Consider the following 12,245-nt stretch of genomic DNA (forward strand, 5'->3'; position numbering starts at 1 on the left):
AGCTCACCATGGACAGCGGCACCCTGGCGTGGCTGCTCGCCCAACTCGGTCCCAGCACCGACCAGACAGACCTGGCAGCCCGCTACACCCGGCTCGGGTCCGCCCGCGCAGTCGCGCTGGAGGTCCTGGCCGAGCGCCGGGCCCAGCTGCTCGCCGACCCGCTGCGCCTGACTGTCGACGGCGTGGTCACCATGGACAACACGGGGAACCTCACGGGCCTGGAGCGCCAGATCGCCTCCGTCCAGGATGGCCAGGCCCCGGACGACGCGCCCACCGAGGCAGCTACCTACCTCGTCACCGCGCCGCTGCGGCCCGCGAACCGGAGGCGGTGACCGTGCCCCACCCGTGGCCCCCGCTCGTGCCGGGCGACGCGGACGAAGTCGCCCGCCGCGTTGCGGCCGTACTCGAGGACGCCTGGCAGCGGCTGGCCGACCGGCAGACGGCGGTGGCGACCGCGTTCGCCCAGCACGAGCGGACGCCGCAGGTGCTGGCCACGATCGAGGAGTTCAAGGCGGCGATCGAGGTTTTCCACAAGGCTGTGGACGGCGAGGCGCGGGCGTTCGTCCAGCGGCAGTTGCCCAGCCTGTACGCCCGAGGCGCGGCGGAGGCCGCCGACGCGGTCGGGGCCAGCTTCACCTGGACGCTCATCCACCGGGAAGCACTCCAGTCCCTGGCGGCGGACTCCTACGCGGACTTCTTGCGGCGGTCCGAGGAAGCGGAGCGGATGGCCGGAGTCTTCTACCGGGCGGCCCGGCGTGCAGCCCGCCAGGAGCTGCCGCACCTGGCCGCCGGCAACACGACGGCCCGTCAGGCGGCCCGCCAGCTGGCGAATCGCCTCCTCGCCGAGCACCAGCTCGGGCACGTCGTCTACCGCGGCGGAGCGAGGGTGCCCGTGCGCGCGTGGGCAGAGGCGGCGACCCTCGCGAAGTCCGGCGTCGCGTACAACGCCGGGACGCTCAGCGTGGGGCGCGAAGCCGGGGTCCGGGTGGTCGAGGTCTTCGACGGGGCCGACTGCGGATGGACGTCGCACACCGACCCCGACAAGGCGACCCGCAGCCTGCGCTCCCTCGAAGAAGCCGCCCAGTGGCCGATCTCCCACCCGCGCTGCGGCCGGGCGTTCGGGCTACGCCCCGACGCCGGCCTTGACCCGGTGGCGTAAGGGGCAACGCTCGGGTCACGCCGGGGGCGGGGGGCTCTTGGCGGCCACCCGCACCCCCGCGTGGTTTTCCGACTGTGTTCCGGTCGGTCAGGCTTCCTGACGCGAGGCGAAGTAGTCGCCAAGCATGTCGGTGGTCCACTGGGCCTGATGAACATCGCCGCGTGGCCCGAAGTCGATGAACCAGGGCTTCACATCGAGGATCGGCGTCCCGTCGACGGCGTCGAGGTCTTCGACGTGGAGGTCCAAGCCGTCGACCTTGATAAGGCGGCAGCGGGAGACGCCGAGCCAGTTGAGGCGGCGCATGTTGCGGTGGCCGAAGATGCCGACCTCGGGCCAGTCGGGGTTGTCGCGTGGGCGTCGGGCACCGAGGTTGAGGTCAGTGGGGTCGGTGAGGTGGAACCGGAAAACGACCTCCAGATGGGAGAAGTCTTCGAGACCCTTGGTGGCGTCGGCGGTGAAGCGGGTGCTGTCGAGGCGGATGATTGCCCGCGTGCCGCCCCAGAAATCGTCCGTGGGCTCGGTTCGGCCGCCCACTACGTGGCCCAGCGCCTCGACTTCGAAAATCTCGCGGTCGGTCATGGTCGGTTCCCCTCCTGTGGATCGGTATGTGACGGTCCATCTGTTCAGCCGGTAGCTTCCAGGTAGGCGGCCGCCCTGCTGTCGACTCGGTCGATGCTCCGGATACCGCGGTGCCGGAACGGCGACAGCGTGGCCCGCATGTGCATCGCGGTCTGCCGGGTCCGGCCCGAGCGAACGGACTCCATGGCGTCGAGGGCTGCTGACCAGACCGTGCAGCCCTCTTCGATGTTCTTCAGCCGGACGTGGACGGCGCCCAGGTATCCCAGAGTGACGGCGTGGGTTCGGGCGAACGAAGTGGCCTTCCGGGTCTCGACGCTGTGCTCGAACTCCTTCACAGCTCCCGGGAGATCACCTATGTCGCGCAGGGCTGAGGCGGTCTCGTGCGCGAGGCTGGCCTCGCCGAAGAAGAAGACCCGGGCCGGTTCGTCGTCTCCCGGTCCGGCCGCGGCGAGGTCGCGCTGGGCCTTGAGCAGGGCACCGGTCGCCGCCGTGTGCTGACCGGTCGCTGCCAGGCCGCGGGCGTGGATCACTCCGAGCAGGGCGCGTTCGCGGTGGCAGGCGAGAGCGTATCGGTTGCCGCTGATCGACGCGGTGGCGATGTCGAGCGCCTGCTTGGCGTGTCCTAGGTCGAGCGCCTGGTGGGCCATCGCCCGTAGGACATGGCCAGCCATCGCCGGGTCGTCCGCCTCTGCGGCGAGCCGGACTGCCAGGCCGAAGTAGGTCTGGGCCGCTGCGTGGTCGGTGCTGTCGAAGGCCATCCAGCCAGCTACGTAGGCGAGTTCGGAAGCTGCCGAGAACATCTGCCGACGAGTGCGTTCAGATGCGAAGGTCCCACGCAGGAACCGCGCAACGTCGCTGGTGAGGTATTGGACAACAGCAGTGCGGGCATGGCCCCCGCCGCGCCGCTGGTCGACCTGGGAGAACAAGCTGGTCATGTCGCGTACTGCTTCGACATCAGCTTCGCCCACCCGCCGAGTGCCAGCGCCACCGCGTGTTGTTCCGGTGCGCGCCATGGCGCTCCACCACTTCTCTCCCGGAAGGGCGAGCGCGCCGAGGGAGTAGGCCATCAGCTGTAGGGCGGTGCTGCGATCCACTTCCACGTCGTCCACGTCGATTCGTCGGAGATCGGCCAGGACGCTCAGCGTATCCAAGCTCCAGTCGCGGAGATCGACTGCCGCCTCAGCCAGGCCGAGATCGGCGAGGGTGACCGTGCGTCCAAGCCGGGCGGAGAGGACTGTGGCGAGGTAGTGCGGCATGTTGCCCGACGGCACCACGCTGTAGCGCACCCAGTGGCTGATCAGCGACTTGCCGGGACGTGCAGGATCTCCATTGCGACCTGCGATGATGCCCAGCTCCAACGCCAGGCGATCGTACGTCATACGAGACTCTTTGATGATCTTCTGCAGGCTCTCGTTCACGCGAACTAGCTTTGCCATCACAGTCCCTGACTGCCCGTTAAACCGGTTAAACCGCTGGGGGTGGCCAACACCTTACTCCCAGTCGCCAACCACGGTTGTCTAGATCGGGCGGGCGGTACCGCCCGAGCATCGACTCTCCCAGCCAGGGTTACGGCTCGGGATTCAACACCTGTGGTGGCGAAAGGAGCGGGCGTGGGCGCGGTAGAGCAGGAGCTCCAGGATCAGGAGTGGAAGTTCCCCGCAACACCGGACTCGGTCAGGCTCGCCCGACGCGATGTTGACCGAGCTGTCCAGGAGTGTGACTGGGAGACGGACAGTTCAGGGGCGGAAGACCTCGTGGTGATCGTGTCCGAGCTGGTCACCAACGTGTTGCGGCATGCAGCTGTACCTAACAAGAACGTGGTGGTGCGCTTGCGGTGGACGGAGGACCGCTGCCGGATCGAGGTGGTGGACGGTCGGCCGGACTTGCTGCTGCCTGCGGTTTTCCGCCCTTCTGAGGAGAGCGGCCGGGGCCTGTTGCTGGTGCAGAGGCTGTCGGCGGCCATGGGCGTCGAGAGATCGGGAGGGGACAAGATCGTGTGGGCCGAGGTGCCTTACCGGGAGCAGTTGGGGGCGGCGGCATGACGGCGCGATGGCCAGAGACAGTGAGGCGTGCCTTACGTCGCGTTCTGCGGCTTCGCCGGTCGAGCCCGCCCGCGCCGGTCGCGCCGGCGTTCTCCGGCACCGGACTGCTGCCCCGCTGGGCGACACCTCCGGTGGATCACAGCGGCACGACCCTCGTTGAGGCGGAGAGGGCGGGTGGGGCGTACTGGTGCGAGGTGACCGCGCTGACGCCAGGGGCGGGTCGCCGGATGGTGCTCGCCACGTTCGAGGCGTCCTCCGCGCGGATCGCCGTGTTGTGGATCAGGGCGCGGTTGAACGCGATGGCGGAGCACTTCGACGCGACGGACGCGCACTGGCCCCGCCTCGCCTTCTCGACTCGCGAGGAGTACGAGGCCGCGATGGCTGCCGTGGTGTTCGGCGAGGACTTCACGCTGACGCTGCTCGTTGACCAGACGGTGTACGTGCTTTCGGCCGGGGCCAGCACCGGTGCGGAGCCCCGCATGCCGGGCCGGTTGCGGACGCCCGTGGCCGTCTGACCCAGCACATAGTCTCCCGGGTCGCGCCGACTGCACTGGCCCGGAGCAGGGACGCCCCGACGTCCCCGGCACAGAAGCGCCGCGCTTGCCGCGGCAGACGAGTAGGAGTTGTGATGACCGCCACGGCGGAAACGACCAGCCAAGCGTCTCCCGACCAGCTGCGCACCGCGATGGTCGAGGCGCTGCGCTCCAGCGGCGCGATCTCTACGGACCGGGTAGCGGCCGCGCTGCTCGCCGTGCCCCGGCACGTGTTTGCCCCCGAGGTGCCGCTCGCTGAGGCGTACGAGCCGGAGCGGGCGCTGGTGACAAAGCGGAACGAGTACGGGCTGGCGGTCAGCTCGGTGTCGGCCGCGCGCATCCAGGCGCAGATGCTGGAGCAGGCGGACGTGCTGCCGGGCATGCGGGTTCTGGAGGTCGGGTCGGGCGGCTACAACGCGGCGCTGATCGCTGAACTCGTTGGCCCTGCGGGCGAGGTGGTGACGGTCGACATCGACTCGTTCGTCACCGAGCGCGCGGAGAAGTACCTCGCCGAGGCCGGATACGGGCGAGTGCGGGTGGTGCTGGCGGACGGCTCCGGGCCGGTGGAGGGCCGCCCGTTCGACCGGATCATCGTGACGGTCGGGGCGTGGGACCTGCCGCCGGCGTGGACCGGTGCTCTGGTCGAGGGCGGCACGATCACCGTGCCGCTGCGGATGCACGGGCTGACCCGCTCGATCACCTTCCGCCGGAAGGGCGAGCGGCTGGTGAGCGTGTCCGCCACGGTCTCCGGCTTCGTCAAGATCCAGGGCTCCGACGCGCACGACGAGTTCCTGGTGCTGCCGCGCGGCACGAAGGAGATCGGTCTGCGCTTCGATGAGCTGGAGCGGCCGGACACCAGCCGTCTGGGCGGCGTGCTGGAGACGCCCCGCGCGGAGTGGTGGAGCGGGGTGACGATCGGCAACCAGGAGCCTTTCGACTCGCTGTACCTGTGGCTGGCGTCCTCGCTGCCCGGCTTCGGCCTGATGTCCGTGGACCCGGAACTGGACACCAAGACGGTCGCCCCGGCGAACCGGATGGCGTGCCCGGTGATCGTGGACGGCGGCAGCCTCGCCTACCTCGCGCTGCGCAAGATCAGCGAGGACCCGGTGATGTTCGAGTTCGGCGCGCACGGCTTCGGCCCCGAAGGGGGACCCCTGGCCGCCCTGATCAACACCGAGGTGCGCACGTGGCACTGCGACCACCGCACCAGCGACGGTCCGGTCTTCACCGCCCAGCCGATCGGCACCCCCAACGACCAGCTCCCGGACGGGCTGGTCATCGACAAGACCCACGTCCGGCTCACGATCTCCTGGCCGTAGTCCGCGACCAGGTCTTGCACCACCGACTCAAGGAGGAAGCACCATGACCCAGGCCCTCACCGGCACCGCCGCCGCGAGCGACTTCGAGCTCGACGTGACGATCGTCGAGGGCGCCGACCCGGTGGCCGCGCTGCTGCGCTCCACCGACGACGGCTGCGGCAGCACCTGCTCGGGCACCGCCTGCACCTCGTTCGGCGGCAACGTCTGACAGCCCCCCTCCCCGTGTGACCGGGGCCCGGTGTGCGGCCGTCAAGCCGCCGCACGCCGGGCCCCGGCGTTTCCGAAATCTCCTTAAATCTCCCGGAATCGAGGCGAATACCCGTGTATGCCGTTGCAGGACCGGCCCTGCTGCGGGCCGCCGCCCGTCCGGCCGGGGCCGGACCGGGGTGGTGGCCCGACCTGGCCGACACTGGCCCCCACGCCACCGGGAACTGGCGGGCCTGGCTCCAGCACGTCTGGTCGGACGCCGTGTTTGCGGCGGCCGTCGAGGTCGCCGCGGGCCCGCAGCTGGCCGCCCGGGTGCGTGAGGTGGTCTTCAACTTCGACCACGTACCTCGGCGGCGGCTACGCCGGCTGACGGCCTCGGTGATGCAGTACGCGCTGCGCCAGCAGCGGGCCACGCCCTTCGGGCTGTTCGCCGGGGTGACCGCGGTCCCCTTCGGCGACTTCCCCGACGCGCCCCGCTGGGGCACGTCCCGGGCGGTGGCGCGGCCCGAGGCGCGCTGGCTGTCGTCCGTGGTTCGGGAGTTGGAGGAGGTGGTCGGGGACCTGCTGCCGGTGACGGCCAACCAGCTGCGGGTGCGCCGAGGGGGGCGCGTCGTCCTGCCGGTGACCCGGAACCCGCAGGACGGCGAACCGGCGGAGGTGTCCGTCCGCGCGACCGGCCCGGTGCTGGCCGTGTTGGAGGCGGCCGATGGCCCAATGTCGGTGACGCTCGGCGAACTCGCCGACCTGTTCGCGGCCGCCCCGCCGGACACGGTGCACGCGATGCTCGGCGAGCTGGTGCGCCAGGGCTTCCTGATCAGCATCCTGCGGCTGCCGACGACCGCGACCGACCCGCTCGGCCACCTGCTCGCCATCGCCCACACCACCGGCCTCGACCAGATCCCCGCAGCCGACGCCTCCTGGAACACCCTGCGAACGGTCCGCGAGCAGCTGACCCGGCACAACGAGCTTGACGATCCGACGGCGCAGCGGACGCTACGTTCCCGGTTGACCCGGCAGCTGACCCGCCAACAGGGCAGAGCCCCGGACGGGCCGTCGCCGCTGATGGTGGATCTGCGGCTGGACGCGGGTCCGGCGGTCCTGCCTCGGCGGGTGGCGTCGCTGGTGGCCGGCGCGGCCGAGGTGCTGACGCGGCTGTCGCCGTTCCCGGACGGCCATCCGGCGTGGGTGGACTACCATGGCCGGTTCGCGGAGCGGTTCGGACCGGGCGCGGTGGTGCCGCTGGTCGAGCTGGTGAACCCGGACACCGGGATGGGCTTCCCCGCCCGCTACCGGGACGCGGTCCTGCCCGACGTGCCGCCGCAGTTCGGACGGCGCGACGCCCAGCTGATGGCGCTGGCGCAGAAGGCCGCTGTCGAGTGCCTGGACGAGGTCAACCTTGACGGCCCCCTGCTGGAGGGCCTTGCCCCGGTGTTGGAGGGAGCGGTGCAGCCGCACGCCGAGATGACCGTGCGGCTGGCTGCGGACGGCGCCGTGGCGTTCACCCCGGTGGTGCAGGCGGTGCCGCGCGCAGCGGGCACGACCGCGGGCCGGTTCCTGTACCTGCTGGAGCCCGAACGCCGCCGCGAGCTGGAGGCGGCGATCGCCGTCGCGCCGCCGCTGCGGGCGGACGCACTGGTGGTGCAGGTCTCCGCGCCCCCGCTGTACGCCCGCGCGGAGAACGTCTCCCGCGCCCCGGCGCTGCTGCCCGTACTGACGCTGGGGGAGTACCCGCAGATCGGATCGGTGTTGCGGCTGGAGGAGTTGGGGGTGTGTGCGGACGAGCGGCGGATGTGGCTGGTGCGGCTCGCCGACCGCCGCCCGGTGGAAGTGCGGGCGCTCAACGCGGTGGACTTCCGGGCGAACACCGACCCGCTGGTGCGGTTCCTGTGCGAGATCACCCACGCCCACACCCCGTGGCTGACCGCGTTCAACTGGGGCGCGGCCGGGCAGCTGCCCTACCTGCCGCGGGTGCGCTACGGGGAGGTGGTGCTGTCGGCGGCGCGCTGGCACCTGCCCGCCGCCGACCTACCGGGCAAGGACGCCGAGTGGGAGCAGTGGCGGGCGGCGGCGGGTGAGTGGATCGCCCGCTACAACGTCCGGGCGGCGGTGTACCTGTCGCAGAACGACCTGCGGCTGCCGCTGGACGTGCGCCTGCCGGAGCACCTGGTGCTGCTGCGCGAGCACCTGCTGCGGGAGCCGACCGCCATCCTGATCGAGGCCCCCCGGGCAGACGACAACCGGTGGTGCGGCCGGGCACACGAGATCACCGTGCAGCTGCACACCACCTGCACTCCGCTGCCCGCCACCCGCCCCCGGCCCGGGAGCCCGGCCACCGTCCGGTCCGGGCACCTGCCCGGAGCGTCCGGGTGGCTGTCGGCCCGCCTGTTCGGCAACCCGCGCCGCGCCGACGAACTCCTCGCGCGCGTCCCGGGGTTGGCCGCTGGCTGGGCGGTCCCGCCGCAGTGGTGGTTCCTGCGGCACACCGACCCCGAGCCGCATCTGCGCCTGCGCATCCCCGTCTCCGCCGTCGCCGCGTGGTCACTGGCATCCGAGCGCATCGGCCGGTGGGCCGAGCAGATGCGGGAGGAGGGCCTGCTGACGCGGATGGAACTCGACACCTACCTGCCGGAGTCCGGCCGGTACGGGCGCGGGGCGGCGCTGCGGGCGGCAGAGGAGTTCTTCGCGCTCGACTCCCGGGCGGCGCTGGCCCAAATCGCCTACCAGCGCGCCACCTCCACCGACCCGGCCACCGTCACTGCGGCGAGCATGCTCGACCTCGCCACGGGCCTGCTTGGCCCCGAGGCCGGCCACGCCTGGCTTCTGGAGCGGGTGCCCAGGCGCAGCGAGATCGCGCTGCCGCGCTCCGCGTCGCGGCTGGCCGCCGAACTCGCTGCCAGGCCCGATCGGTTGGCGCTCACCGAGGAGGGCCGCGCCCTCGCCTCGGAGTGGGAGGTGCGGGCCAAGAAGCTGGCCGACTACCGCAGGGCGCTCGGCCGGGACGGGGAGTTGGAGCCCGCCGACGTCCTCGGTTCGCTGCTGCACCTGCACCACGCCCGCGCCGTCGGCCTCAACCCGGCCAGCGAGCGCACCTGCCACCGCCTGGCCCGCGCCGCCGCACTCACCCTCACCGCCCGAACCGCTCGCGCCGAGGAAGGACAACCGGCATGACCGCCGACCTGCTCGCACCGCCCACCGATGCCTCCGCCCAGTGGGGCCAGTCCCTGGCCAAGGGCGGCCTCGCCACCGCCCTGCTGCACATCGAGCGCGCCACCACCGGCCGAGGTGACTGGGACACCGCACACGAGTGGATCACCGCGTGCGTGCGCCAGCCCGTGAACTCCTTCGCCGAGGCCGGCGTGTTCTACGGCGCGCCCGCCGTCGCCCACGTCCTGCATCTCGCCGCGATTCACGGGCCGCGCGCCTACAAGCAGCCGCGCATGGGCCTGAATGCCGTGGTGGAGGACGTGGTGGAGCAGCGCCTGGCCGCCGCCCACCACCGCATCGACGCCGGGCAGCGCCCCGCCTTCCACGAGTTCGACCTCCTCGGCGGCCTGACTGGTCTCGGTGTGCACCTGCGAGCCCGGGGACGGCAGGAACTGCTGCGGGAAGTGCTGGCCTACCTGGTGCGGCTGACCGTGCCGGTGGGCGGGCGCTCGGGCTGGTGGACGCACCTCGCGCCCACCGGCGAGCGGGACGAGCGGTACCCCGACGGCCACGGCAACTTCGGCATCGCGCACGGCATCCCCGGCCCGCTCGCCCTATTGGCCCTCACCTACCTCGATGGCACCCGCGTGCCCGGCCAGCTGGAGGCGATCGAGCGCATCCTCGACTGGCTGGACGCCTGGCAGCAGAACGGCGCCGCCCGCGCCTGGTGGCCCGAGGCGCTGACCATCGCCGAGGCCGACAGCGGCCGCGCCCGGCAGTCGAAGCCGCTGCGCCCGTCCTGGTGCTACGGCACCCCCGGCATTGCCACCGCCCTGCACCACGCCGCCCGCGCCACCGGCGACCCCGACCGTGCCCGCACCGCCGAGGCCGCCTTCCTCGACGCCCTCGAAGACCCCGACCAAGCTCACAGCCTCACCGACGGCACCGTCTGCCACGGCACCGCCGGGGTCCGGCTGGCCGCCCGGCGCTTCGCAGAGCGCACCGATGACCACGCCACCGCCATGCGCATCCTCGCCGCAGCCAGCAACCTGCCCGACCCCGGCACCGACGCCACTGGCCCCGGCCTGCTCGAAGGCAGCGCCGGCATCTCCCTCACCCGCTGCTCCCTGGGCGCCAACACTCCCGGCACTGGCTGGGACGCCCTGCTGCTGCTCGTCTGACCCGAAGAAGGAGAACCCGTGCTCGCCACCGGCGACCGAGTCTGGACGCAGGTCCACCTGCACCTGGCCACCGACACCCCCGAGGAGCACGCCGTCCGGCTCCTCGGCCCCGCCCTGATAGCCCTGGAGGACCAGGGGCTGCTGGACGCCTGGCACTTCCTGCGCAAGGGCGACCGCTGGCGGCTGCGCTACCGGGAGAGTGCCGCTGGCACCCTGGAGCCCGCGGCCACTGCGTTCGCGGTCAACGAGGCCCTGGACATGTGCCGCGAGGCGGGCATGATCAGCGACTGGACCCCGGCCGTCTACGAGCCGGAGACCTACGCTTTCGGCGGCCATGCCGCGCTGCCCGCAGCCCATCGCCTCTTCCACCAGGACAGCCGCCACGCCCTCACCTACCTGGGAGCCGTTCACCGCGACGAAGTCCCCGACCAGCGGGCCGAGTTGTGGCTGCTTCTCGGCACGACCGCGATGCGCGGTGCCGGATTCGACTGGTACGAGATCGGCGACACCTGGGCGCAGGTCGCCGAGAACCGGCCCGCAGACGGTTTTCAGCTGGTCGTCCCGAACCGTCGTCTGGTCGACGCCACCCGCACCTTGCTCAAGGCCGACACCACCCCAGGCTCCGCGCTCCTGGAAGGCCGACTCGCGCACGTCGCATCCTGGTTCGGCGCGTTCGCCGTCTACGGCCTGACCCTGCGAGCCCTGGTCGACGAGGGCCAGCTGTGGCGGGGGCAGCGTGCCGTCCTCGCCCACCACCAGCTGTTCACCGCCAACCGCCTCGGCCTGCCCCACCAGCAGCAGGCCGCCCTCGCCTCAGCAGCCGCCGGCGCGGTCCTGGACCTGGTCGACGCCAACGAGGCGGTGCTGCGATGAGCGCACAGCCCACCGGCCCGCTCGGCGACGCCCTCGCCCGCCTGCCCCTCGTCCCCCGCAGGCACGCCCTTGCCGCACCGCTGGATCAGCGGGTGCACCAGCTCACCGATCTCGCCCGGCAGGCCGCCGACACCGACAACCCGGCCACCGCCACCAGCGTCCATAACCGCGCCGCGCTGCTCGCCTCCGACCGCGGCCTGCCCGGCCTGGCCCGCGTGCTGTGCCTCAACCACGCCGGCTTCTACCTCGCCCACCCGCCGCTGCCCGCCGAACTGGCTCGCCTCGCCCTCGAACCCCTCGTCAACCTCGCCCACCTCGAACTCCGCGCGGGCAACGGCACCGCCGCACTCGCCGTCCTGGACGAGCTGCTGCGCGCGGTCGCCGAAAACGACGACGCAACCTTCGGCGGTCTGATCGTTCCGCTCGCCGGGCTGACCGCCAGCAGCGCCGACCGCGCCGACGTCCACCAGTGGCTCACAGGCATCCAAGTCTTCGACGGTGCCCGTGCCCTGGTCCGCGCCGGGCGTTGGACCGAGGCACACTTCCACCTCAGACAGTCCACCGACCGCAGCCCCCGCCTGTTCGAGGCCCGCCAGGTCGCCGCCGTCGCCATGGCCCTCGACGGCCGCACCGCCCTTGCCCGGGCCCTGGTCCACGACACCCCCACCGAGGAGCCGTGGGAGAGGGCGGTCGCTGCCGCCCTGACCGTGGCGTGCACGCTGCTCGACGGCGACCCGGCCACCGATCAGGCCGAGGCGATGCTTCGCGCCCACGCCGCTGTCACCCCGCAGGAGGGCACCGGGGTGTTCGACACCCGGCTCACCCTCGCCGTCGCCGACCTCGCCACCGCCGCCGGGCGACTCCCCGATGCCGCCCGCCTGTATGTCGCCGCCGTCGGCCGGACGCTCGCTGCACCCGAGGGCTATAGCGCCCGCGATCTGGAACGCCACCGTCTCGCCGACGGTCTGCCCGCCGAACAGCGCCAGCGACTGGCAGCCATCGCCGCCGAGTGTGGCGTCGGCGGCCCGGCCACCCTGACGACCGACCACGACGACCGGATCACTGCCGCTCTCGCGCTGGCCACCGCCGTCATTACCAACGCGGCCGCCAAGTCCCTCTCCCCGTCGCAGCCGTGACCCGCCCGCCCGTACGGCTACCGGCGCGGGCACCCCCCCGCTGGTCGGTCCGGCGCAACTCCCCGGCGCCTT

The 12,245-nt window shown here is 72.2% G+C and carries 12 protein-coding genes; 10 read left to right on the plus strand and 2 right to left on the minus strand.

What is annotated here, in order from left to right:
* The first annotated feature begins 8 nt into the window (after positions 1-8).
* Positions 9-332, plus strand: a complete 324-nt coding sequence (locus AB0K51_RS09305; protein WP_363452285.1) for a hypothetical protein — start codon at positions 9-11, stop codon at positions 330-332.
* Positions 329-1,159, plus strand: coding sequence for a hypothetical protein (locus AB0K51_RS09310; RefSeq protein WP_363452287.1), 831 nt, complete (start codon positions 329-331; stop codon positions 1,157-1,159). Before AB0K51_RS09305 ends, AB0K51_RS09310 begins: the two co-directional genes overlap by 4 nt.
* Positions 1,160-1,246: 87 nt before the next feature.
* Here the strand turns inward: AB0K51_RS09310 and AB0K51_RS09315 are convergent, their stop codons facing one another.
* Entirely contained in the window at positions 1,247-1,738 is a 492-nt protein-coding gene (locus tag AB0K51_RS09315; protein WP_363452289.1) for a TrmO family methyltransferase, read from the minus strand.
* Between the two features lie 44 nt (positions 1,739-1,782).
* On the minus strand, positions 1,783-3,156 hold the full coding sequence (locus AB0K51_RS09320; protein WP_363452291.1) for a Tat pathway signal protein: 1,374 nt from the start codon (positions 3,154-3,156) through the stop codon (positions 1,783-1,785).
* 192 nt (positions 3,157-3,348) lie between these two features.
* On the opposite strand from AB0K51_RS09320, the gene AB0K51_RS09325 reads away from it, so the two are divergent.
* The 8 genes from AB0K51_RS09325 to AB0K51_RS09360 all read left to right on the plus strand — a co-directional run bounded on the left by AB0K51_RS09325 (position 3,349) and on the right by AB0K51_RS09360 (position 12,173).
* Entirely contained in the window at positions 3,349-3,780 is a 432-nt protein-coding gene (locus AB0K51_RS09325) for an ATP-binding protein (RefSeq protein WP_363452293.1), read from the plus strand.
* A 194-nt stretch (positions 3,781-3,974) separates the two neighbouring features.
* Positions 3,975-4,295: a hypothetical protein gene (locus AB0K51_RS09330; RefSeq protein WP_363452295.1), complete on the plus strand. Its 321-nt coding sequence runs from the start codon at positions 3,975-3,977 to the stop codon at positions 4,293-4,295.
* Positions 4,296-4,408: 113 nt separating this feature from the next.
* Complete coding sequence (fxlM, locus tag AB0K51_RS09335; RefSeq protein WP_363452297.1) at positions 4,409-5,632, plus strand: methyltransferase, FxLD system; 1,224 nt, start codon at positions 4,409-4,411, stop codon at positions 5,630-5,632.
* 43 nt (positions 5,633-5,675) lie between these two features.
* On the plus strand, positions 5,676-5,840 hold the full coding sequence (locus tag AB0K51_RS09340) for an FxLD family lanthipeptide (RefSeq protein WP_363452299.1): 165 nt from the start codon (positions 5,676-5,678) through the stop codon (positions 5,838-5,840).
* Between the two features lie 113 nt (positions 5,841-5,953).
* A complete protein-coding gene (locus AB0K51_RS09345; RefSeq protein ID WP_363452301.1) occupies positions 5,954-9,007 on the plus strand; it encodes a lantibiotic dehydratase in 3,054 nt (1,017 codons plus the stop codon).
* A complete protein-coding gene (locus AB0K51_RS09350) occupies positions 9,004-10,164 on the plus strand; it encodes a lanthionine synthetase C family protein (RefSeq protein ID WP_363452303.1) in 1,161 nt (386 codons plus the stop codon). Before AB0K51_RS09345 ends, AB0K51_RS09350 begins: the two co-directional genes overlap by 4 nt.
* Positions 10,165-10,182: 18 nt before the next feature.
* The gene (locus AB0K51_RS09355) at positions 10,183-11,037 is read left to right on the plus strand and encodes a thiopeptide-type bacteriocin biosynthesis protein (protein WP_363452305.1); all 855 of its coding nucleotides are present in this window, start codon (positions 10,183-10,185) and stop codon (positions 11,035-11,037) included.
* The gene (locus AB0K51_RS09360) at positions 11,034-12,173 is read left to right on the plus strand and encodes a hypothetical protein (RefSeq protein ID WP_363452307.1); all 1,140 of its coding nucleotides are present in this window, start codon (positions 11,034-11,036) and stop codon (positions 12,171-12,173) included. The genes AB0K51_RS09355 and AB0K51_RS09360 overlap by 4 nt, the downstream gene beginning before the upstream one ends.
* Positions 12,174-12,245 lie beyond the last annotated feature (72 nt).

Source organism: Kitasatospora sp. NPDC049285 (assembly GCF_040678815.1).
GTDB lineage: Bacteria > Actinomycetota > Actinomycetes > Streptomycetales > Streptomycetaceae > Kitasatospora.